The organism is Bacillus sp. FMQ74 (assembly GCF_001875785.1).
GTDB classification, from domain to species: Bacteria; Bacillota; Bacilli; order Bacillales; family Bacillaceae; genus Bacillus; species Bacillus stercoris.
The window spans coordinates 163,221-187,417 of sequence record NZ_MOEO01000003.1; the positions used below are offsets into that span (position 1 = coordinate 163,221).

20 protein-coding genes and 1 other annotated feature are annotated in these 24,197 nt (G+C 45.7%); of the genes, 17 read left to right on the plus strand and 3 right to left on the minus strand.

What is annotated here, in order from left to right; all coding sequences use genetic code 11:
- The first annotated feature begins 58 nt into the window (after positions 1-58).
- Positions 59-1,369 (plus strand): RNA polymerase factor sigma-54, encoded by a 1,311-nt coding sequence (gene rpoN, locus BLL41_RS07665; RefSeq protein WP_071577386.1) that lies wholly within the window; start codon positions 59-61, stop codon positions 1,367-1,369.
- A gap of 222 nt (positions 1,370-1,591) precedes the next feature.
- Here the strand turns inward: rpoN and lutP are convergent, their stop codons facing one another.
- On the minus strand, positions 1,592-3,283 hold the full coding sequence (gene lutP, locus BLL41_RS07670) for an L-lactate permease LutP (protein WP_071577387.1): 1,692 nt from the start codon (positions 3,281-3,283) through the stop codon (positions 1,592-1,594).
- A gap of 227 nt (positions 3,284-3,510) precedes the next feature.
- Between lutP and lutR the strand changes: the two genes are divergently transcribed.
- The 7 genes from lutR to ganB all read left to right on the plus strand — a co-directional run bounded on the left by lutR (position 3,511) and on the right by ganB (position 12,413).
- The gene (lutR, locus tag BLL41_RS07675; RefSeq protein WP_071577388.1) at positions 3,511-4,233 is read left to right on the plus strand and encodes an L-lactate utilization/bacilysin biosynthesis transcriptional regulator LutR; all 723 of its coding nucleotides are present in this window, start codon (positions 3,511-3,513) and stop codon (positions 4,231-4,233) included.
- A 180-nt stretch (positions 4,234-4,413) separates the two neighbouring features.
- Entirely contained in the window at positions 4,414-5,412 is a 999-nt protein-coding gene (gene ganR, locus BLL41_RS07680) for a galactan degradation operon transcriptional regulator GanR (protein WP_071577389.1), read from the plus strand.
- Between the two features lie 134 nt (positions 5,413-5,546).
- Entirely contained in the window at positions 5,547-6,812 is a 1,266-nt protein-coding gene (gene ganS, locus BLL41_RS07685; RefSeq protein WP_071577390.1) for an arabinogalactan oligomer ABC transporter substrate-binding protein GanS, read from the plus strand.
- A gap of 39 nt (positions 6,813-6,851) precedes the next feature.
- On the plus strand, positions 6,852-8,108 hold the full coding sequence (gene ganP, locus BLL41_RS07690; protein ID WP_071577391.1) for a galactooligosaccharide ABC transporter permease GanP: 1,257 nt from the start codon (positions 6,852-6,854) through the stop codon (positions 8,106-8,108).
- Positions 8,109-8,111: 3 nt separating this feature from the next.
- Positions 8,112-8,963 carry a galactooligosaccharide ABC transporter permease GanQ gene (ganQ, locus tag BLL41_RS07695; protein WP_071577392.1) on the plus strand — a complete coding sequence of 284 codons (852 nt, stop codon included), beginning with the start codon at positions 8,112-8,114 and terminating at the stop codon, positions 8,961-8,963.
- An 18-nt stretch (positions 8,964-8,981) separates the two neighbouring features.
- Positions 8,982-11,045 (plus strand): beta-galactosidase GanA, encoded by a 2,064-nt coding sequence (gene ganA / locus BLL41_RS07700; protein ID WP_083427957.1) that lies wholly within the window; start codon positions 8,982-8,984, stop codon positions 11,043-11,045.
- A gap of 78 nt (positions 11,046-11,123) precedes the next feature.
- Positions 11,124-12,413, plus strand: a complete 1,290-nt coding sequence (gene ganB, locus BLL41_RS07705; RefSeq protein ID WP_071577394.1) for an arabinogalactan endo-beta-1,4-galactanase — start codon at positions 11,124-11,126, stop codon at positions 12,411-12,413.
- 53 nt (positions 12,414-12,466) lie between these two features.
- On the opposite strand, the gene rsbP is transcribed toward ganB, so the two are convergent.
- On the minus strand, positions 12,467-13,678 hold the full coding sequence (gene rsbP, locus BLL41_RS07710) for a phosphoserine phosphatase RsbP (protein ID WP_071577395.1): 1,212 nt from the start codon (positions 13,676-13,678) through the stop codon (positions 12,467-12,469).
- 34 nt (positions 13,679-13,712) lie between these two features.
- Positions 13,713-14,522 (minus strand): sigma factor SigB/phosphatase RsbP regulator RsbQ, encoded by an 810-nt coding sequence (gene rsbQ / locus BLL41_RS07715; protein ID WP_071577396.1) that lies wholly within the window; start codon positions 14,520-14,522, stop codon positions 13,713-13,715.
- Between the two features lie 281 nt (positions 14,523-14,803).
- Between rsbQ and BLL41_RS07720 the strand changes: the two genes are divergently transcribed.
- From BLL41_RS07720 to BLL41_RS07760, 9 genes are all read left to right on the plus strand, one after another.
- A complete protein-coding gene (locus BLL41_RS07720) occupies positions 14,804-15,709 on the plus strand; it encodes an ABC transporter ATP-binding protein (protein ID WP_083427958.1) in 906 nt (301 codons plus the stop codon).
- On the plus strand, positions 15,710-16,447 hold the full coding sequence (locus BLL41_RS07725) for an ABC transporter permease (RefSeq protein ID WP_071577398.1): 738 nt from the start codon (positions 15,710-15,712) through the stop codon (positions 16,445-16,447).
- A gap of 3 nt (positions 16,448-16,450) precedes the next feature.
- Positions 16,451-17,566, plus strand: a complete 1,116-nt coding sequence (gene yvfT, locus BLL41_RS07730; protein WP_071577399.1) for a two-component system sensor histidine kinase YvfT — start codon at positions 16,451-16,453, stop codon at positions 17,564-17,566.
- A 16-nt stretch (positions 17,567-17,582) separates the two neighbouring features.
- Positions 17,583-18,185 (plus strand): two-component system response regulator YvfU, encoded by a 603-nt coding sequence (yvfU, locus tag BLL41_RS07735; RefSeq protein ID WP_071577400.1) that lies wholly within the window; start codon positions 17,583-17,585, stop codon positions 18,183-18,185.
- A 188-nt stretch (positions 18,186-18,373) separates the two neighbouring features.
- On the plus strand, positions 18,374-19,090 hold the full coding sequence (lutA, locus tag BLL41_RS07740) for a lactate utilization iron-sulfur protein LutA (protein WP_071577401.1): 717 nt from the start codon (positions 18,374-18,376) through the stop codon (positions 19,088-19,090).
- A 26-nt stretch (positions 19,091-19,116) separates the two neighbouring features.
- Positions 19,117-20,556: a lactate utilization iron-sulfur protein LutB gene (gene lutB / locus BLL41_RS07745; RefSeq protein WP_071577402.1), complete on the plus strand. Its 1,440-nt coding sequence runs from the start codon at positions 19,117-19,119 to the stop codon at positions 20,554-20,556.
- Complete coding sequence (gene lutC, locus BLL41_RS07750) at positions 20,556-21,278, plus strand: lactate utilization protein LutC (RefSeq protein ID WP_071577403.1); 723 nt, start codon at positions 20,556-20,558, stop codon at positions 21,276-21,278. The genes lutB and lutC overlap by 1 nt, the downstream gene beginning before the upstream one ends.
- 109 nt (positions 21,279-21,387) lie before the next feature.
- The gene (locus BLL41_RS07755) at positions 21,388-22,422 is read left to right on the plus strand and encodes a glycosyl hydrolase family 18 protein (RefSeq protein ID WP_071577404.1); all 1,035 of its coding nucleotides are present in this window, start codon (positions 21,388-21,390) and stop codon (positions 22,420-22,422) included.
- 97 nt (positions 22,423-22,519) lie between these two features.
- Positions 22,520-22,751: a binding site (T-box leader), on the plus strand.
- A gap of 68 nt (positions 22,752-22,819) precedes the next feature.
- Complete coding sequence (locus tag BLL41_RS07760) at positions 22,820-24,163, plus strand: amino acid permease (RefSeq protein ID WP_071577405.1); 1,344 nt, start codon at positions 22,820-22,822, stop codon at positions 24,161-24,163.
- Positions 24,164-24,197: the final 34 nt, after the last annotated feature.

Consider the following 24,197-nt stretch of genomic DNA (forward strand, 5'->3'; position numbering starts at 1 on the left):
CATAAATGTATACGGTGTGATCTCAATCATGTACAATGAAGAAAGGGGAGTGAGCAAGATGGATATGAAACTTCAGCAAGTACAAGTATTAAAGCCTCAACTGACACAGGAGCTCAGGCAGGCCATCACGCTGCTTGGCTATCATTCGGCAGAACTCGCCGAGTACATTGATGAGCTCTCACTGGAAAACCCTCTTATTGAACGAAAGGAAACAGACACACCGCCACTATCTTACCATAAAACAAATAAAAACAGGATGAATGCACAGGAAGCGGGCCTTCAATTAAGTGATCCGCAAAAAACATTGCAGGATGCGTTAAAACAGCAGTCACTCGATATGAATCTGTCAAACACTGAAAAAAAGATTTTTAATTATCTGATTCATTCGCTTGATTCAAACGGATACTTGGAAGAAGATGTGGAAGAGGCTGCACAGCGCTTATCTGTATCGGCCAAGGAAACAGAGGCTGTTTTGGCGAAACTCCAGTCACTAGAGCCGGCTGGAATCGGCGCGAGATCTTTGCAGGAATGCATCCTTCTTCAATTACAGCGGCTGCCGAACAGAAATGAACAAGCGGAAATGCTTGTTTCTGCTCATTTTGATGCTTTTGCGCAAAAAAAATGGAAAGCGCTTTCAGTGAAAACTGGAATTCCGCTTGATACCATTCAGGATATCTCAGATGATATAGCGGCTCTTCATCCAAGACCGGGTCTTCTGTTTGCTCGGCCAGAGCAAGATGTGTATATCGAGCCTGACATTTTTATCACCGTAAAAAACGGGCACATCGCAGCGGAGCTGAATACCCGCTCGTTTCCCGAGATCGATCTGCATCCGCAGTACAGAACGCTTTTATCATCCGGCTCCTGTCAGGATACTGTCTCTTATTTATCCGCGAAATATCAGGAATGGCGCTGGCTGAGCCGCGCGCTGCTGCAGCGAAAACAGACAATCACGAGGATAATCAATGAGCTGATCACACGCCAAAAGGATTTCTTTCTGAAAGGACGAAGCGCAATGAAGCCGCTGACTCTCAGGGAGATAGCAGACTGCCTAAATCTTCATGAATCAACTGTGAGCCGGGCCATTAAAGGGAAAACGATACAAACGCCTTACGGGCTGTTTGAGATGAAACTCTTTTTCTCAGCAAAAGCCGAGGCTTCAGGAGATGGAGATGCGTCGAATTATGCAGTCAAAACGCATCTGGAAAACCTGATCAATCAAGAGGACAAAACGAAACCGCTTTCAGACCAAAAGCTTGCCGATTTGCTGTATGAACAACACGGCATCCAAATCTCGAGACGCACCGTGGCAAAATACCGCGATCAGATGAACATTCCGTCTTCGGCGGCGAGAAAACGGTATAAATAAAAACCTCCCATGTTGGGAGGTTTCAGCGTGTCGACAAACCCTCGTATTCGTTGTCAGGACTGCGCTTCGGGGCTCACGAATTAGAACATTCGCTCGCTCCTATGCTCGTCCTTCCTAGACTTCAAGGGTTTTCAATCACGCTGAAAAGATGACAACATCCTAAAATGAATACCATTTTAGGATGTTGTCAACAATCTGAACCTCCCATGTTGGGAGGTTTTTTTAAGGAATCATCCAGCTGAACACATGATGCTGCAAAAAGGTGATGATACAAACGAGCAGCAGCAAAAACAGACTGTGTTTAATGGTAAAGCGGAAAAGATCTGACTCCTTTCCGGCGAGTCCTACCGCGGCGCAAGCCACCGCAATCGACTGCGGAGAAATCATTTTTCCTGTGACACCGCCTGAAGAGTTGGCGGCGACAGACAGAACAGGGTCCATACCGACCGATAACGCGGTGACTTTCTGCAGGTTGCCGAACAGCAGGTTGGCAGAAGTATCCGAGCCGGTAATGAAGACGCCGAGCCAGCCGAGAACAGGCGAAAAGAAGGTAAACATCGAACCCGTCAGCGCGAGTGTCATCCCGAGTGTCGTGCTCATTCCTGAGGAGTTTGTGACATAGGCAAAACCAACGACAGATGCGATGGTCAAAATCGGAAGCTTCAACTCTTGGATCGTTTCTTTAAAAACGGCTCCCCAGTCTTTCCACGAAATCGCCGTGATGAATTTTGAGAGCACAGCTGCAATCAAGATTGCGGTGCCGGCCGAACCGAGCACCTCAAGCTTATAAACCGCTTCAATCGGCGTACCGTCAGCATTGGCAATCTGATTGTTCAAAAAAGGCACAGCAGGGGCAAAAGTCAGTTTTTCCCCAACAGCATTCAGCCATGTCAAGAACACAGCAGAGCCTTCATAGTGCCCGGTCAACGCGGATTTGACAGATGGAATGCCCCATACGGAAATCATCACCGTCAGCAGCAGAAATGGCGACCAAGCCTTGAAAATCAGTCCGCCGCTGTACGCAGGCGCTGTCGGATTCGTTTGCGCCGTTTCAATCGCGGCGGCCGATTCCTGTTCACCGGCAAACCGGAATGTTGTTTTCGGCTTCCACCATTTCAAAAACACAGCAAGCGCAGCCATTGAAACAAGAGCTGACAAAACATCAGGCAGCTCAGGCCCTAAAAAATTGGAACTGAGATATTGAACAACAGCAAAGGAAACACCGGATACGAGAATCGCCGGCCAGACCTCCAAGGCTCTCCTGAACCCGCTCATAATGATGATTAAATAAAGAGGAATAAATACGGATAAAAACGGCAGCTGCCGCCCGACCATTTGCGAAATCTCCATCGCCGGAATCCCTGTCGGCCCTTCTACGGCTGTAATTGGAATCCCAATTGCGCCAAAGGCAACAGGCGCCGTATTGGCGATCAAACAGATCCCCGCCGCATAAAGAGGATTAAAGCCGAGACCGACCAAAAGCGCGGCAGAAATGGCGACCGGCGCTCCGAAGCCTGCTGCCCCTTCTAAAAAAGCACCGAATGAAAAAGCGATCAAGAGGGCTTGAAGCCGCCGGTCATCAGTAATCGAGAGAACCGAACTGCGAATGATATCAAACTGCCCCGTTTTCACAGTGATTTTATACAAAAAAACAGACGTCACAATGATCCAGCCAATCGGCAACATTCCGTATACGGCTCCTTGTGTCGCGGACATCAGTGCTTTTTCCGCGGGCATCCGATAAACCAATACAGCAATGACAAGGGCGATCCCCGATGTGGCCAAGCCCGCTGTATACCCCTTCATCCGTTTAATCGCGAGTGCCCAAAAAAAGAAAATAATCGGTACCAGTGCGGCAAGCGCTGATAAAAGCAAATTTCCCCCTATAGGCGTATATGCCTGTGTCCATTGCATCCCAAACCCCTCCTTGAAACATAAACTGGCGTTGTATGTAAGCGGTTTCCATAGATGATATGATCATCTGATGACTGGGTAATAAGACCAGTTACCTAGCATTATATTTTGAAAAAAATCAAAGTACAAGACTTTTTGACAAAATAGTCAAAATCTTTTGGCGGCCCATAAAACAGAGTATAATAGATCGTAAACAGCCAGACCTACAAGTTACGGGGTGAATTGCATTGAAATACAAACAAATTAAAACAAAAAAAATATATGAAGAAGTAGCTGATGCACTATTAGATATGATCAAAAACGGCGAATTGAAGCCTGGAGATAAACTGGACTCTGTTCAGGCGCTTGCTGAGAGCTTTCAAGTCAGCCGTTCAGCGGTTCGCGAAGCTCTTTCTGCGCTAAAAGCGATGGGGCTTGTCGAAATGAAACAGGGGGAAGGCACGTACCTGAAGGAATTTGAGCTCAATCAAATTTCTCAGCCGCTCTCAGCTGCCCTTCTTATGAAAAAAGAGGACGTCAAGCAGCTGCTTGAGGTCAGAAAACTGCTTGAACTCGGCGTGGCGTCATTAGCTGCTGAAAAAAGGACAGAAGCAGATCTCGAAAGAATTCATGATGCACTAAAGGAAATGGGGAGCATTGAAGCAGACGGGGAGCTGGGAGAGAAAGCGGATTTTGCATTTCATCTGGCGCTTGCTGACGCTTCTCAAAATGAACTTCTTAAACACTTGATGAATCACGTATCATCATTGCTGCTGGAAACAATGAGAGAAACGCGGAAAATCTGGCTGTTTTCCAAGAAGACCTCAGTTCAGCGGCTGTATGAGGAGCACGAACGGATTTACAATGCCGTGGCTGCCGGGGACGGTGCACAGGCGGAAGCCGCCATGCTGGCGCATTTGACGAATGTGGAAGATGTGCTTTCGGGATATTTCGAGGAAAATGTGCAATAACCAACTCATTTCCCGGGCAATTCTGCTGGTTCCAGATGATACGAACAACTGAGACTGAGCCACAAATGGTTCAGTCTTTTTACATGAGGCAGCCAGGGGCTTTGTACACTTGACATTTGCGGAAAAGAAAGTAAAATATTTTACTAAAACAATTCGAGCTGAATAATGGAGGCAGATGCAATGGCGACAATTAAAGATATCGCGCAGGAAGCGGGATTTTCAATCTCAACCGTTTCCCGCGTTTTAAATAACGATGAAAGCCTTTCTGTTCCTGATGAGACACGGGAGAAAATCTATGAAGCGGCGGAAAAGCTCAATTACCGCAAAAAAACAGTAAGGCCGCTGGTGAAACATATTGCGTTTTTATATTGGCTGACAGATAAAGAAGAATTGGAAGATGTCTATTTTAAAACGATGAGATTGGAAATAGAGAAACTGGCGAAAGCATTCAATATTGATATGACCACTTATAAAATATCAGATGGAATCGAGTGCATTCCTAAACATACGGAAGGGTTTATTGCCGTCGGCACATTTTCAGATGAAGAGCTGGCTTTCCTTAGAAATCTCACTGAAAACGGCGTGTTTATCGATTCAACTCCTGATCCCGATCATTTTGACTCGGTAAGGCCTGACTTAGCACAAATAACAAGGAAGACGGTAAACATCCTGACTGAGAAGGGGCATAAGAGCATCGGTTTTATCGGCGGCACATACAAAAATCCGAACACCAACCAGGATGAAATGGACATCCGTGAAGAAACCTTCAGATCCTATATGAGGGAAAAAGGCATGCTGGACGAGCGGTATATTTTCTGTCATCGCGGATTCTCTGTAGAAAACGGCTATCGCCTGATGTCAGCGGCGATCGAGACATTAGGCGACCAGCTTCCGACTGCTTTTATGATTGCAGCGGACCCGATTGCAGTAGGCTGTCTGCAAGCCCTGAACGAAAAAGGAATTGCCATACCGAACAGGGTAAGTATTGTGAGTATCAACAACATCAGCTTCGCAAAGTATGTCTCGCCTCCTCTGACAACGTTTCATATTGATATACATGAATTATGTAAAAACGCTGTTCAATTACTGCTTGAACAAGTGCAGGACAAGAGAAGAACAGTAAAAACATTATATGTGGGCGCAGAATTAATCGTCAGGAAGAGTATGAATGAAGGATGACTTAGGACACTAAGTCATTTTTTATTTAAGTAAAAAACTTTACTGTAAAAGGTAAATAGTTTGTTTACACATTTTCTCAAGCGTGCTATATTATTTTTAAAGCGCTTTCATTTCTACCGGAAGGGTGACAATCAATGAAAATGGCAAAAAAGTATTCAGTATTCATGCTCTGCGCAGCTGTCAGTTTATCCTTGGCGGCTTGCGGCCCAAAGGAAAGCAGCAGCGCCAAATCGAGTTCAAAAGGGTCAGAGCTTGTTGTATGGGAGGATAAAGAAAAAAGCAACGGCATTAAAGACGCCGTGGCTGCATTTGAAAAAGAGCATGATGTGAAGGTCAAAGTCGTTGAAAAACCATATGCCAAGCAGATTGAAGATTTGCGAATGGACGGACCGGCCGGCACAGGACCTGACGTGCTAACAATGCCAGGTGACCAAATCGGAACGGCTGTCACGGAAGGATTACTCAAGGAATTACATGTCAAAAAAGACGTTCAATCACTTTATACTGACGCTTCCATTCAGTCTCAAATGGTTGATCAAAAGCTTTATGGACTGCCTAAAGCTGTCGAAACGACTGTGCTGTTTTACAACAAAGATCTCATCTCAGAAAAGGAATTGCCCAAAACGCTGGAAGAGTGGTACGACTATTCCAAACAGACTGCTGATGGCAGCAAATTTGGCTTTTTAGCCTTATTCGATCAAATTTATTATGCGGAAAGTGTAATGAGCGGATACGGCGGATACATTTTTGGAAAGGACAAAGACGGCAGCTATAACCCGTCAGACATTGGAATCAATAATGAAGGCGCTGTCAAAGGTGCTGCGCTGATGCAGAAGTTTTACAAAGATGACTTATTCCCGGCAGGCATTATTGGAGAACAAGGGATTAACGTGTTGGAATCACTGTTCACAGAAGGAAAAGCCGCCGCGATTATTTCTGGTCCATGGAATGTAGAAGCCTTTTCGAAAGCAGGAATCAATTATGGCATGACGAAACTGCCGAAGCTGGAAAATGGGAAAAACATGAGCTCCTTTATCGGCGTCAAAAGCTACAATGTCAGTGCATTTTCAAAGAATACGGAGCTGGCGCAAGAATTAGCCGTTTTCCTGGCAAATGAAAAAAATTCTAAAACACGATATGAAGAGACGAAAGAAGTTCCTGCTGTGAAATCCCTAGCCAATGACCCGGCTATTATGAAAAGCGAGGCGGCACGGGCTGTTACTGAACAATCCCGTTTCTCAGAGCCAACACCAAATATTCCGGAAATGAATGAAATATGGACGCCGGCTGATTCAGCATTACAGACGGTTGCAACAGGGAAGGCGGATCCGAAACAAGCATTGGATCAAGCAGCTGAAACGGCCAAAGGACAAATCAAGGCAAAGCACAGCGGAAAATAAAGAGAAAGCTAGATTTGTATTGTAAGAGAGGTGAAAACGGTGCAGCATCGTCAAATCGCTTTGTTGCTGTCTATCATCCCGGGGCTCGGGCAATTTTATAACAAGCAATGGATAAAAGGCTTTGTCTTTCTTGTCTTAGGCGCATCGTTTTTTGCGGTCTTTGGAGATCTGCTCAATATGGGGTTCTGGGGAATCTTTACACTGGGAACAGAAGTGCCGCGGGATAATTCCGTTTTCCTGCTGGCGGAAGGAATTATCGCTGTCATCGTGACCTGCTTTGGCCTTGCGGTGTATTATGTGAATCTTCGCGATGCGTTTCAAAGCGGAAAACAGCGTGATGAAAACAAGCCATTAAGTTCCTTAAAGGAACAATACCGGCATATCATTTCTGAGGGCTATCCTTATGTCGTCAGCGGCCCATCTTTGTTTATTTTAATTTTCGCCGTGATTTTCCCTATTTTATTCAGTTTTGCATTAGCGTTCACAAACTATGATTTGTATCATTCTCCTCCTGCAAAATTAATTGATTGGGTCGGTTTTCAAACGTTCGCAAATATTTTCACAGTTGATATTTGGAGGTCGACCTTTTTTGATGTACTGGCTTGGACGGTGGTTTGGACACTTGCTGCATCCACACTGCAAGTCAGCTTGGGGATTTTTCTCGCGATCATTGTGAACCAGAAAGACCTTCGTTTTAAACGCTTTTTCCGGACGATTCTGATTTTGCCATGGGCCGTTCCCGGTTTTGTGACGATTTTAATTTTTGCGGGACTGTTTAATGATAGCTTTGGTGCGATGAATCACGACATCTTGGCCTTCTTCGGGATAGATCCGCTTCCGTGGATGACAGATGCCAATTGGTCGAGGCTTGCGTTGATTCTCATGCAGGGCTGGCTCGGATTTCCGTACATCTTTCTCGTCTCAACAGGCGTATTGCAATCCATCCCGGACGATCTGTATGAAGCAGCTACGATTGATGGCGCTTCTGTCTTTTCAAAGCTGAGATACATTACGCTTCCAATGGTGTTCATCGCCATGGCTCCGATTATCATTACTCAGTTTACGTTTAATTTTAATAACTTTAATATTATCTATCTATTCAATGGCGGAGGTCCGGCTGTAACCGGATCAACAGCCGGCGGGACAGATATCCTCGTTTCATGGATTTATAAGTTGACAATGCAGTCCAGTCAATATTCACTTGCTGCGGCTTTAACGATTTTGTTATCTGTGTTTGTCATCTCCATCGCATTGTGGCAGTTCAGACAGACAAAGTCTTTTAAAGAGGAGGCATGAGGCATGCTGGCAGATATGAAGGTCAGAAAATATATCCGTCTCCTTTTCTCTTACTTGTTGTTAGCCTGTATGGCGGTCATCATTGTTTATCCTCTCCTTTGGACGGCAGGCGCAAGCTTTAACCCCGGCAACAGCTTAATCAGTACATCCATCATTCCGAAGCATCCGACATTCGACCATTACAAGGAATTATTTGCGGGCAAGGAAAGCCTTCAATATGTGCAGTGGTATTTCAACTCCATGAAGATCAGCCTGTTTACAATGGCAGGGTCTTTGCTCTGTGTGACGTTTACGGCCTATGCGTTTTCGCGCTTTCGGTTCAAAGGGAGGAAATACGCTTTAACCCTCTTTTTATTGCTGCAAATGATTCCTCAGTTTTCGGCTTTAATCGCTTTGTTTGTATTGGCGCAAATCTTGGGCATGATCAATAGCCACTGGCTGTTAATCTTGCTTTATATCGGCGGCCTGATCCCGATGAATACGTATTTGATGAAAGGGTATATGGATTCCATTCCGATGGATTTAGACGAAAGCGCCAAGATTGACGGGGCCAGCAGCACCAGAATCTTCTTCCAGATCATTCTGCCATTATCAAAACCGATGGCGGCAGTGGTGGCCATGAACAGCTTTACAGGCCCGCTCGGAGATTTTGTGCTGTCCTCAACGATATTGAGAACGCCTGAATCATATACATTGCCCGTCGGCCTATTCAATTTAGTGAATGATGTCATGGGGGCCAGCTATACGACATTTGCGGCCGGAGCCTTGCTTATCAGCATCCCGGTTGCAGCCATCTTTATCATACTGCAAAAGAATTTTGTGTCCGGATTAACCGCAGGCGGAACGAAGGGCTAAGAGAATAAGGAGGAGAATGTGATGTCAAAGCTTGAAAAAACGCACGTAACCGAAGCGAAATTTATGCTTCATGGGGGAGACTACAACCCCGATCAGTGGCTGGATCGGCCCGATATTTTAGCTGACGATATCAAACTGATGAAGCTTTCTCATACGAATACGTTTTCAGTCGGCATTTTTGCATGGAGCGCACTTGAGCCGGAGGAAGGCGTATATCAATTTGATTGGCTGGATGATATTTTTGAGCGGATTCACAGTATAGGCGGCCGGGTCATATTAGCAACGCCGAGCGGAGCCCGTCCAGCCTGGCTGTCGCAAACCTATCCAGAAGTTTTGCGCGTCAATGCCTCCCGCGTCAAACAGCTGCACGGCGGAAGGCACAACCACTGTCTCACATCTAAAGTCTATCGAGAAAAAACTCGGCATATCAACCGCCTATTAGCAGAACGATATGGCAATCACCCGGCGCTGTTAATGTGGCATATTTCAAACGAATACGGGGGAGATTGCCACTGTGATCTATGCCAGCATGCTTTCAGGGAGTGGCTGAAATCGAAATATGACAACAGCCTCAAAACATTGAACCATTCGTGGTGGACCCCTTTTTGGAGCCATACGTTCAATGACTGGTCACAAATTGAAAGCCCTTCGCCGATCGGTGAAAACGGCTTGCACGGCTTGAACTTAGACTGGCGCCGGTTCGTCACCGATCAAACGATTTCGTTTTATGAAAATGAAATCGTTCCGTTGAAAGAACTAACGCCTGATATCCCTATTACAACAAACTTTATGGCTGACACACCGGATTTGATTCCGTATCAGGGCCTCGACTACAGCAAATTTGCGAAACATGTCGATGTCATCAGCTGGGACGCTTATCCTGTCTGGCACAATGACTGGGAAAGCACAGCTGATTTGGCGATGAAAGTCGGCTTTATCAATGACCTGTACAGAAGCTTGAAGCAGCAGCCTTTCTTATTAATGGAGTGTACGCCAAGCGCGGTCAATTGGCATAACGTCAATAAGGCGAAGCGCCCGGGCATGAATCTGCTGTCATCCATGCAAATGATTGCCCACGGCTCGGACAGCGTTCTCTATTTTCAATACCGCAAATCACGCGGGTCATCAGAAAAATTGCATGGGGCGGTTGTGGATCATGACAATAGCCCGAAGAACCGCGTCTTTCAAGAAGTGGCCAAGGTCGGCGAGACATTGGAACGGCTGTCCGAGGTTGTCGGGACGAAGAGGCCGGCACAAACCGCTATTTTATATGACTGGGAAAATCATTGGGCGCTTGAGGATGCTCAGGGGTTTGCGAAGGCGACAAAACGTTATCCGCAAACGCTTCAGCAGCATTACCGCACATTCTGGGAACACGATATCCCTGTCGATGTCATCACGAAAGAACAAGACTTTTCACCATATAAACTGCTCATCGTCCCGATGCTTTATTTAATCAGCGAGGACACCATTTCCCGTTTAAAAGCGTTTACAGCTGACGGCGGCACCTTAGTCATGACGTATATCAGCGGGATTGTGAATGAGCATGACTTAACATACACAGGCGGATGGCATCCGGATCTTCAAGCAATTTTCGGAATTGAGCCTCTTGAAACTGACACTCTGTATCCGAAGGATCGAAACGCTGTCAGCTACCGCGGCAAAACATACGAAATGAAGGATTATGCAACTGTGATTGATGTAAAGACTGCTTCAACAGAAGCGGTGTACCAAGAAGATTTTTACGCCCGTACGCCAGCTGTCACAAGCCATCAATATCAGCAGGGCAAGGCGTATTTTATCGGCGCGCGTTTGGTGGATCAATTTCACCAGGATTTTTATGAAGGGCTCATCACAGACCTGTCTCTTTCTCCTGTTTTTCCAGTTCGGCACGGAAAAGGCGTCTCCGTACAAGCGAGGCAGGATCAGGATAATGATTATATTTTTGTCATGAATTTTACGGAAGAAAAACAGCTGGTCTCGTTTGATCAGAGTGTGAAGGACATGATGACAGGAGACATATTGTCAGGCGACCTGACGATGGAAAAGTATGAAGTAAGAATCGTCGTAAACACACATTAGGCAGATGTTCCGCTCGATATGGGCGGATTCTTTTTTCTATGAAATAAAAACGCTTACTAAGGCTTGGGGGATGAAATGATGAAAAGCAAAGTAAAAATGTGCTTTGCGGCTGCCATCGTATGGAGTGCATGCAGTTCAACAGGATATGCCGCTGCCATTGAGAAGGAGAAGCACGTGTCAGAGCTTCGGGCAGAGGATCTTTTTGTTAAAAAAGTAGAGGGAATGAACAAGGACTTTATTAAAGGGACAGATGTGTCCAGCGTTATTGCTTTGGAAAACAGCGGTGTCACCTTTTACAATACAAGCGGAAAACGCCAGGACATCTTTACAACCTTAAAACAGGCTGGGGTCAACTATGTTCGCGTCCGCATCTGGAATCACCCGTATGATTCAAATGGCAATGGGTATGGCGGGGGAAACAATGATGTTCAAAAAGCCATCGAAATCGGAAAAAGAGCGACAGCAAACGGAATGAAGGTGCTGGCAGACTTTCACTACTCTGATTTCTGGGCTGATCCAGCGAAACAAAAGGTGCCCAAAGCCTGGGCGAATCTCAGCTTTGAAGCAAAAAAAGCAAAGCTCTATGAGTATACGAAACAAAGCCTGCAAAAGATGATCAGGGAAGGCGTTGACATTGGCATGGTCCAGGTCGGAAATGAAACAACAGGAGGATTTGCCGGTGAGACTGATTGGACGAAGATGTGCCAATTATTTAATGAAGGAAGCCGAGCGGTCAGGGAGACAAATTCCAATATTTTGGTCGCCCTGCATTTTACCAATCCTGAAACGGCTGGAAGGTATTCATTTATTGCGGAAACACTCAGCAAAAACAAAGTGGATTATGATGTGTTTGCGAGCTCCTATTATCCTTTCTGGCATGGGACATTACAAAATTTGACCTCCGTGCTGAAGGTCGTTGCCAATACGTACGGCAAAAAAGTCATGGTGGCGGAGACATCGTACACCTATACCGCTGAGGATGGCGATGGGCATGGAAATACAGCACCAAAAAGCGGGCAGACGCTGCCATATCCAATTTCTGTTCAAGGCCAGGCAACTGCAGTAAGAGATGTAATGGAGGCAGTGGCGAATACGGGCAAAGCAGGACTTGGCGTTTTCTACTGGGAGCCGGCATGGATTCCAGTCGGGCCGAAGACACAGATAGAGAAAAACAAAGTGTTATGGGAAACATACGGGTCAGGGTGGGCCTCCAGCTATGCCGCTGAATACGATCCTGAAGACGCCGGGAAGTGGTATGGGGGAAGTGCTGTAGATAATCAAGCTTTATTTGATTTTAATGGACACCCGCTGCCTTCCTTGCAGGTGTTTCAATATGCGGAGTTAGGACATATTCCAAAGAAACGTTGAAACAAAAAAATCCATGAGATGTAACAAATCATTGTTATGTCTCATGGATCATTTTATTTTACATCAACTAATATAAAACATTCGTCATCACTCTTATGATGAGCTTCCTTTTGATGCTGGAGTGATGTAAGGATTTTCTCCTTCAGGTCAGTGATCGGCGAATCAGGATGTTCTATTAGTAAATCAAATAAATAACATGAAGCCGTAGGATCCATCACGCCATCCGTATACAGAAGCAATCTTCCGCCCTCCGTGAATGAAAGGTTGCTTGACTGAAACACTAAGTCTTCAAACATCCCGATCGGAGGCGAAGTCGCGTGAAGTAGATGTTGATCGCCGCTATCGTCCTGCCATAGTGCCGGTGGATGCCCTGCGTTGACATAATCAATTCTTTGCCGTGATATATTAATCTCGAGATAAATCGCAGTGCAATAATGTCTTGCTTCCTCATCATTTTGAAACAAGCTGTGAAGGTGCCGGTCTAATTCTTTCATGACGTTAACGGGGCTGAGACCTTGTGTGATCTGGCGCTGGAACAAAGGATGAAGAGACATCGTAATCAATGCAGATGAAATTCCGTGCCCCATCACATCAAGGATAATAATGCCATAACGGTGTTCATCGATTTGATAATATCCGTAAAGATCACCTGACAATTCACTCGATGCATTGTAATAAGAGTCAATCTGAACATGATCGTTTACAATCTGTTCAGTCAACGAGTTTTTCTGGATCTTTCTGGCGAGTTCAAGCTCTCTTTTGGTGTTTAATTTATATTGTTGATTTTGTTTGTTGATCTCAAGAAGTTCTTCTTGTTTTGCCTTCAGCGTTTCCAAGGCAATCTCTAACTCCACATTGGCTTTCTGCTTGGCAAGCAAAGCTTCCTGAGCCGCGTTTCTGGCTATCAGCAGCTCATTTTCATATTCATTTCGCTTCTTCATTGGAATAAGCACACAATCGAAGACAGAAGCCCCGCTATCGTGTCTCGCAATAGCATTCACAAGGACGGGGACTTCTTCTCCATCTCTTGCTTTCAGGGAAATATATATTTCTTCGATGTGATGCTCTAATTTCAAAAGCGGAAAAAAATAAAGCTGGCAGAAAAGCTGTGCGGGAACGGTCAACATCGTATTCATATGCTGGCCAATAAGCTGCTCCGCCCCGTAATCCAGAATCTTGATAAGGGTACGGTTGACAGCTAAGATCGACCCCTCTTGTGACAAAGTGAGGAAACCGCATGGTGCATCATTCAATTGTTTGTCCATTAAGAGGGTCACCTCTATCCCTTTCGTTCCTATATCACACGTGTGCTTTTAAATAATCGCCGATCAGCTGTATCGTCTCATCTGGATGGCTCATATGAGGGCAATGACCGCGAGCCTCCATTTGTTTCAGTCTGCTATAAGGCAGATGCTTATGCATATACGCACCTACTGTTGCAGGTGCGATGATATCATCTGCACATTGGAGAATAAGAGAGGGAACCGTTACCTTCGAAAGATCCTCTCGGTGATCAGAAAAAAACGCCGCTTTCGCGAATTGGCGGGCAATGACAGGATCAGTAGAACAAAAACGGCTTTCAAGCTCTTTCTTAATTTCAGGCCGATCTGGCTGATTCAGAACGGTTGCCGCAAATACAGTTGCCCAGCCGATATAATTTTTCTCCATCATCTCCAGCAAGCCAAGGAGCTGCTCCTCTTCAAATCCTCCGTAATACTCAGGCGGATCATTCAAATAGCAAGGAGAAGGCCCCACCATCACCAGATGGGAAAAAAGCTCCGGGCGGCGGATGGATGCTAGCATTCCAATCACGGCTCCGACGGAGTGCCCCACAAACACGGTTTCCTTCAGATCTAAAGCTTCACAAACATCAAGAACATCTTGGGCATAGCCGTCAAGTGTCTGGTAACGATTCAGGTCATATGCGCGCAAATCTGAATGTCCCGAACCGACGTAATCAAATAAAATGACCCGATGATCTTCTTCAAAGGCAGGTGCCACGGCATTCCACACGCTTTGATCGCATCCAAAACCAGGTGCGAACATGATAGATGCTTTGCCGCTGCCTTTCACCTTCACATGATTTCTAGACAAAATCGCTTCGTTCATGATTGGCTCCTTTCAGCCGGAAAGTAATATAAAGTTCAATATGTCTATCATAACACCCGGATGGTTTGAAGAGTGTATCTTTCTATGAAAGTCACAGCAGTTTAAAAGAAAGAGGACATGGGAGATAGAAAAGGTGGACGAATTGGAAGATGCAGGGGGATTGCTTAGATACCGGCGGTGAGAAAGAATATGACATTTGTCACTCATCATCATGACACCCAATACTAACATCGTCTTCTCCGTCATTTTACAATCAATGTAAACGATCAGGAGGTGCTCATGTGATGAAAGAGGCAGTAACAGTAAGCAACGTGACAAAACATTTCCAGCGAAAAACCGCTGTAAACAACATCAGCTTCAGTATTGAAAAAGGAGAAATTGCAGCCATTCTCGGGCCAAATGGGGCAGGGAAGACGACCGTCATCTCTATGATACTAGGATTGCTGAAACCGAGTGAGGGAGAAATCAAACTATTTAACCGGGTTCCCGATGATCAACAGGTTCGTGAAAAAATAGGTGTAATGCTTCAGGAAGTGAGTGTCATGCCGGGCCTTAAGGTAGATGAAATCCTTGAACTCTTTCGGAGTTACTATCCGAATCCATTGTCCATGAAAGAACTCGTTTCGTTAACAGCACTCACCAAAGAAGATTTGAAAACAAGAGCAGAAAAATTATCCGGCGGACAAAAACGCCGTTTAAGCTTTGCTTTGGCTCTTGCCGGGAACCCGGAGCTGCTTATATTTGATGAACCGACAGTCGGCATGGACACTTCATCAAGACATCGATTCTGGCAGACCATTCACGGACTGTCGGACCAAGGAAAAACGATTATTTTTTCAACGCATTATTTACAGGAAGCAGACGATGCCGCACAGCGAATCTTATTTTTTGCTGATGGACGGCTTGTGGCAGATGACTCGCCGATGCAAATCCGCTCAAGAATTCAAAAACAGTCTGTTTCCTTTGCGCTCCATTCAGATGAATCGTTGGAAAAGCTGTCTCGGCACCCGGAAGTAGAGCGAGTGTTCCGTAGGCATCAAAGAATCATCATCCAAACATCAAATACAGACAAAGTGTTGGCGTTGATCTTTCAAGAAAACATCCCAGCACGGGATATTCGAATTGAACACGGAACGCTCGATGAGGCATTTCGCAGGCTGGCTGACGGAAACAGGGAGGCGATGTGAGTGAACATGCTGCAGAAACAAAGCATAGCTGAAATGAAAAGGGTGCTTAGAAATAAGTATTTTGTGCTTTGGTCGCTGATCATGCCAATTGTCTTTTATTATCTCTTTACAAATGTAGTGAATACCAACGTTCCCGACCAACGTGCATGGGACGCCCATTACTTAATGTCGATGACAGTCTTCAGCGTGATGGGTTCCTCTATCATGACACTAGGCATCCGTATGGTTCAAGAACGGTCACAAGGCTGGACTGCCTTTATCCGCCTTACACCTCTTCCAGTTCATATCTACTTATTAGCTCAGATGATCGGACAAAGTGTTATTCACGTTTTATCGATTACCGTCATTTTTCTGTTCGGCGCAATTATCAATGACATTGCCTTGTCACCGTTTGAATGGATGATGAGCGGACTGTGGATTTTGTTTGGCGCATTGCCTTTTTTAGCGTTAGGCACACTAATCGGCCTCATGAGAAAAGTAGAAACAGCGGCCGGAATCAGTAATGTGCTTTATATGCTGCTGGCTTTAGGCGGGGGGATGTGGATGCCATTTGAGGTCATGCCGGATATGATGCAGAACATTGGCCAGTGGCTTCCGTCTTATCATTTCGGGAGCGGAGCGTGGGAACTAGTCCGGGGCGGGAGTCCAACTTGGAAAAATATCCTGATATTAATCGCTTATATGATGTTCTTCATGCTACTATCTAAATATATTAGAAGAAAACAAGAAGCGGTGTAATACATGAAAAAGGCAATATCTATTTTCCCGAAGGAATTCGGATTTTTCCCTTATATCTTTCTGGTATATATCATTATGCCGTTCCTCTCTTTATTAAAAGAATCAGGGGTCAAACAGGTCATTGGATATGGCATCCTGCTTCTATTTATCGCAGCATATCGCCAGTTATTCTGCTGCGTGGGCAGAGCTTCGTTTACGTATTGGCTTATCGTGCAAATGGCGGTTATTTTGATATATAGTGTGTTTTACAATATTACTTATATATACTTAGGTTTTTTCCCAGCAAATTTTGTTGGTTATTACAAAGAGAAAACGAAGTTTAACCGTGCGTTCTGCGCTTTAATCTTTGTCCTGCTTTTTCCATGCCTATACCAATTTATCGGGAATTCGGTCACGCTCCGGGAGCTTTTTTCTGTTCTCCCGTTTCTCGTCGTTATGCTCATTTCTCCATTCGGCATTCGTTCTATGTTTCGGAGAATTGAGCTTGAAGCTAAGCTGGCACAAGCCAACGAACAGATAAAAGAACTCTCTAAAAGAGAAGAGCGTGTTCGAATCGCCCGTGATCTTCACGATACTCTTGGCCATACCTTGTCGCTGCTTACATTAAAAAGCCAGCTCATTCAGCGGCTGGCTGCATCTGATCCAGAACGGACCAAGCTTGAGGCAAAAGAAATGGAAACCAGCTCGCGAGCCGCACTCAAGCAAGTCCGAGAGCTGGTTTCTGATATGAGGACAGTTACGATAACAGAGGAGCTCGCAAACATTCAGCACATATTAAGAGCGGGGAACATTACCTTTCAATACGAAGGAGCCGACGATTTTTCAGCGATATTTCCCGTCACTCAAAATATTATCAGTATGTGTATGCGGGAAGCCGTGACTAACATCATCAAGCACAGCAAAGCAACTCACTGCGCCATCACCATTTCCCAGTTTTCTGACAAAATGAGGATCGTGATACGGGATGACGGAAAGGGAGCGGCGAAGGAGAAAACATTTGGGAATGGCCTGCGGGGAATGGAAGAAAGGCTTATGCTCATTGAAGGGGGATTAACGGTTTCAGATCATAACGGAACGGTTGTGACTCTGACAATTCCGCTTATTAAAAAAGCAGAATGATTGGAGGACGAAAAGAATGATTCGTCTGTTTATTGCTGAGGACCAGCGAATGCTTTTAGGCGCTTTGGGATCTTTGCTTGATTTAGAAGAGGATATGACAGTCATCGGACAAGCGTTAAACGGGGAAGAGGCGCTACATGCTATTTTGAAGCTGGAGCCGGATGTATGCATTATGGACATTGAAATGCCGGTTCGAAGCGGGCTGGATGTGGCGGAGGAATTAATGAAAAAAGGCTGCGTCAGCAAGGTCATTATTTTAACTACCTTTGCCCGCCCCGGATATTTTGAACGTGCGGTAAAAGCCGGTGCACATGGCTATCTGCTGAAAGACGGAGAAATTGACGATCTGGCCGATGCCATTCGAAAATGTGTAGAGGGAAAACGTGTCTTCAGCCCCGAGCTGACGTTTAATATGATGCGAGACGAAAATCCGCTAACCGCTAGAGAGCAAGAAATTCTGAGGCTTGCGGCTTTAGGCAAGACAACAAAAGACATTACGCTGGAGCTCTATTTATCTCAAGGCACAGTCCGAAACTATATCTCAGAAATCATCCAAAAGCTTAATGCGAAAAATCGGACAGAAGCCGCCAGCATTGCTGAGGAAAAGGGCTGGATCTAACCATAAACTTTTCACCATTTACTGCACTCCTGGGAGATCAGGAGTGTTTTTGATATGCCCGCAAATGAAATATCGCCAGAAAACCCTTTCCTTCCATTGTCAGAATAGTGTACGATATTCATATAGTTATTTTAACTCAGGTCATCAGATGACCAGATCATATATTGGGGATGAGAGAGGGGTTCATCATGAAAGTCTCACTTTTTGTCACTTGTCTTGTTGATATGTTTCAAACTAATGTCGGAAAAGCAACGGTTGAGCTGCTGGAGCGGCTTGGGTGTGAGGTTGATTTTCCGGAGGGGCAGATTTGCTGCGGGCAGCCGGCTTACAACAGCGGCTATGTAACTGACGCCAAAAAAGCAATGAAACGGATGATCGAAACGTTTCAGGATTCCGAATATGTTGTCAGTCCTTCCGGTTCCTGCACAACGATGTTCCGGGAATACCCGCACTTGTTTGCGGATGACCCGAAATGGGCCGATAAAGCGCAAAAGCTGGCGGATAAAACGTATGAACTGACAGATTTTATCGTGAACGTCCTTGGGGTAGAGGATGTCGGCGCGACCCTTCATACAAAAGCGACCTTACATACGTCGTGTCATATGACAAGGCTGCTCGGGGTTCGGGAAGAACCGATGAAGCTGTTGAGCCATGTGAAGGGCCTGCAGTTTACAGAGCTTCCGGGCAAACATAACTGCTGCGGATTCGGAGGAACGTTCTCCGTCAAGATGGCGCAGATTTCCGAGCAGATGGTCGATGAAAAAGTCGAATGTGTGGAGGAAACGGGAGCAGAGGTGCTGATCGGTGCTGACTGCGGCTGTTTGATGAATATCGGGGGACGGCTTGACCGAAAAGATAAGAATGTCAAAGTGATGCACATCGCCGAAGTGCTCAACAGCAGATAAAACTGGATTCAGAGGGGGAAAGGATCATGGCGATGAAAATCGGTACTGACGCTTTTAAAGAGCGGGTTTCACAGGGGATTGATAATGAATTTATGAGAGGTGCTGTTTCAGGTGCACAGGAGCGTCTGCGGACGCGGCGCCTAGAGGCAGCCGAAGAGCTGGGAAACTGGGAGGAGTGGCGCTCATTATCAGAAGAAATCAGGCAGCATGTCCTTGAAAACCTTGATTTCTATCTCGGACAGCTTGCCGAAAATGTGGCGAAAAGAGGCGGACATGTCTATTTCGCGGAAACAGCGGAAGAGGCGTCTTCTTATATTCGCGATGTCATTCAAAAGAAGAACGGGAAGAAAATTGTGAAATCTAAATCAATGGTCACAGAGGAAATCAATCTCAATGAGGTGCTGGAGAAGGAAGGCTGTGAAGTCGTCGAAACCGACCTCGGCGAGTATATTTTGCAGATTGATGATCACGATCCGCCGTCACATATCGTTGCGCCAGCCCTTCATAAAAATAAAGAGCAGATACGCGATGTGTTTAAAGAAAGGCTGGACTATCAACATACAGAAAAACCGGAAGAGCTTGTCATGCATGCGCGTGCCATTCTCCGGAAAAAGTTTCTGGAAGCGGATATCGGCATTACCGGCTGTAACTTCGCTATTGCGGACACGGGTTCTGTCAGCCTTGTGACCAATGAAGGAAATGGACGGCTTGTGAGCACCTTGCCGAAAACACAAATTACCGTCATGGGAATGGAACGGATTGTCCCGTCATTTTCTGAATTTGAAGTTCTTGTCAGCATGCTGACAAGAAGTGCTGTCGGACAGCGGCTGACAAGCTATATTACAGCATTGACGGGTCCGAAGCTGGAAAGTGAAGTGGACGGTCCGGAAGAATTCCATCTGGTCATCGTTGACAATGGACGATCCAACATTCTTGGAACGGAATTCCAGTCTGTGCTGCAATGTATCCGCTGTGCCGCCTGTATCAATGTCTGCCCTGTGTACCGCCATGTCGGCGGACACTCATACGGCTCAATCTACTCGGGGCCGATCGGAGCGGTTTTATCACCATTGCTCGGCGGTTATGACGATTATAAGGAGCTGCCGTACGCGTCTTCACTGTGCGCTGCTTGTTCAGAAGCCTGCCCGGTCAAAATTCCGCTTCATGAGCTGCTACTCAAGCATCGCCAGAATATCGTCGAAAAAGAAGGCAGAGCGCCGATCAGTGAAAAGCTTGCAATGAAAGCGTTCGGACTTGGCGCCTCCTCCTTATCACTATACAAAATGGGCTCAAAATGGGCGCCGGCCGCCATGACACCTTTTACAGAGGACGAAAAAATTTCGAAGGGACCCGGCCCGCTCAAAAGCTGGACACAGATCCGGGACTTCCCGGCCCCGCATAAATCGAGATTCAGAGACTGGTTTGCAGACAGAGAAACAAGTGAACGCACGAAGGAGGAGCAGTGATGACGAAGGGAACTATCCAGAATCAAGAGAGCTTTTTAAACCGGATCGCAACCAGCCTCGGCCGTGAAAGAAGAACAGGAGGCGTGGCAGTTCCTGAGTGGGCGCATCAGCCGCAATATAAAACACTTGAAGGATATTCAGCGGATGACTTAGTCAAAGTGCTCAAAAACCATTGTGTCAAAATCCATACAGAACTGATTGAAACGGATTCAACCGGCCTTTACGATGCCCTTCGCGAGCAAGTCAGCCGCTTTTCCGGAGGCCCTGTTATCATTCCGAAGGACCCCCGTTTTGAAGCATACGGACTGAAAAGCCTGCTCACCAAGGACTGGCCGAGCGAGGGAACGCCGGTCTGGGAGTGGGATGCTGACAAAGGCGAGGAAAATATCAAAAAAGCGGAGCAAGCCAATGTAGGGATTACATTCAGCGAAATGACATTGGCTGAGTCGGGGACAGTTGTCCTCTTCTCCTCAAAAGACATCGGCCGGTCTGTCAGCCTTCTGCCGACGACTTATATTGCGATCGTGCCGAAATCAAGCATTGTGCCAAGAATGACGCAAGCCAGTGATATCATCCGCCAAAACATTGCGGACGGTGTCACTGTTCCTTCATGTATTAACTACATTACCGGACCGAGTAACTCAGCCGACATTGAAATGGATTTAGTTGTAGGGGTGCACGGACCAGTAAAGGCAGCATATATTCTCGTCTCTGACCGCTGAACTCAGGAAGCCCGGCAGGCATATGCCGGGCTTTTTGCTTGAAAAAAACTTCAACTTCCAATTTTTTTGGCCGATGAGAAGAGTATGACTTGATACAGGAGGAAATGTGATGAAAAAATGGCTGATCATAGCGGTTTCACTGGCGATTGCGATTGTTCTGTTTATGTATACAAAAGGAGAAGCGAAGGCAGCCGGTATGACATTAGGCTACACGACTGGGGATACAGCTTCATACAATTCTCTTACGAAATATCATACATACATGAATGCCATCGCAACCGATACATTTGCGTTTGAAAAAAACGGCCAAATCATTGGCGATGCCCCAAGCAAGCAGCTGACATATGCGAAAAAGAAAAAAATCAAGACATGGGCTGTCATTTCAAACTATAATGATGCCATTTATGATTTTGACGGAGCTTTAGCAAGTCGGGTCATGAGTAATAAAACAGCGAAAAAACGATTCACTGATCAGCTGATATCTTTGGCTAAAAAGCACTCATACTACGGTATCAATATCGATTTTGAAGCAGTGAATCCAGAAGACCGATCTAAATACTCACGTTTTGTTCAAGATGTCTCACAGGCTCTGAAAAAGAAACATATTCAAACAATGGTATCCGTTCCGGCCAAAAGCGCTGATGATAAAAATGATGACTGGAGCTGGCCGTATGATTATGCGAAAATAGGCAAATATGCCGACTTCGTACAAGTCATGACCTACGACGAACACGGCATTTGGGGCGAGCCGGGGTCAGTGGCAAGCACAAACTGGATCAAAAGCTCTCTACAGTTTTCAGTCAAAAAGATCAAAGCCAATAAAGTCATCATGGGAATCCCTGGGTACGGCTATGACTGGGATGTAAAAGACGGAAGCGGAAGCTCTGTAAGGGAATGGAATGAACTCAAATCCCTCATCCAAAAGCAAAAAGCAAAGCCGGCATTCAACAAAAAATCAGGTTCGATGACGTTTTCTTATGTTGACAAAAAGAAACATAAACATGTCGTGTGGTATGAAAACGAAAAAACCGTTCAAACGAAAAGCCATCTGGCAAAGCAATATAATATAGCAGGTGTTTCAGTCTACGCATTAGGAAACGAGTCAGAATCCTTTTGGAAAGCCATTCAAAAAGGGACAAAATAACAGTTTCTTTTTTCTCTGAAGTTATTGACAGTTAAAAGAGAAGCACGTATATTATGTTAATATATTCAGACCATAAAATTTGAGTTTTTCAGAAAACTAAAACGCATAGATTGGGAGCAGTAAAAGAAAGTGATCAGAACAGAGAGCTGCGGGGTGGTGTGACGCAGCCTGATTCTTCTTTGAACTCGCCCGGGAGTGGTAAGACGGAACGGAATAGATTGAATATTCCCTATGTTTTAACGGCTAACCTTCGTTACAGGTCAAAAGCAGGATTCTTCAGAATCAACAAGAGTGGTACCGCGGTCAGCCGAAGGCTCGTCGTCTCTTTATCTATTAGATTAGATAGGGGACGGCGGGCTTTTTTGTTTTTGAAAACGAGAAGGAGAGGTAGAAGAGGATGAAAAACGACAATCAAACGTTAAAACGCACGATGACGTCCCGCCATATTATGATGATGGCGCTGGGCGGAGCAATCGGCGCAGGTTTATTTAAGGGGAGCAGCTCAGCGATCGATGTGGCAGGGCCATCTGTCATTATCGCATACCTGCTCGGCGGGATTATTTTGCTGTTTATTATGCAGGGTCTGGCGGAAATGGCTGTTCGAAACCGCAACGCCAGAACCTTCCGTGACCTTGTCCAGCAGGTATTAGGGAATTACGCCGCTTATTTCTTGGACTGGATATACTGGAAAATGTGGGTGCTCAACATTGCGGCTGAAGCTGTTGTCGCTGCGATTTTCATTCAATATTGGCTGCCGGGCTGCCCGATCTGGGTGCTGGCATTGGGGATTTCTCTTATCGTCACGATTGTAAACTTGCTTTCTGTTAAAATCTTCGCCGAAACTGAATATTGGCTGGCCATGATCAAGATTACCGTTATTATCATCTTTATTATTTTGGGGTTGCTGCTCTTATTTGTATCATTCGGTGATCATGCAGCTGCCGGATTTTCAAACCTGACAGAACACGGCGGGTTTTTCCCGCACGGCGGCACAGGGCTGATTACGGCGATGCTTGTCGTCATCTACTCTTACGGCGGTACAGAAATTATCGGAGTGACACTTGCTGAGACAAAAAATCCGGAAAAGGTTGTCCCGAAAGCTGTCCGCAGCACACTGACACGGATTGTCGCGTTTTACCTGCTGCCGTTTTTCATCATCGTCAGCCTGATTCCGTGGAACCAAGTCAATTCCGTTCCGGAAAGTCCTTTCGTGATGGTCTTTAAAATGGTAGGCATTCCGGGCGCTGATCATATCATGAACGCAGTCATCCTGCTGGCGATCATTTCTTCTATGAATTCAGGTTTATACGGATCATCACGCATTTTGTATACACAGGCAAGTGACGGAAGGCTTCCGAAGGTCTTCTCGAAGCTTTCATCGAAAAACGTACCGATGTTTGCGATTCTGATGTGCACTTCTTCTCTCTATATTGGTGTGTTGATTTCTCTGTTCGCAGGAAGCCAAACATTTAATTATTTAATGGGATCATTGGGATATACCGTTTTATTCATTTGGCTGATCATCGGATTCGCTCATTTGAAATCGAGAAAACAGCAAACGGAAAAACCGGCTTATTATGTAAAATGGTTCCCGTACACGACATGGTTTGCGATTGTGGCATTACTCGCCATTCTGATCGGGGTCGTCATGACAACGTCAATTGTCATTACCGGCATTACTGCGGCGATCTACCTTTTGATAACCGTTGCGTATTTGGTCAAAGGACGCAAACATCAGTAAATAAGAAACCCTCTCGCCGCATCCGGCAAGAGGG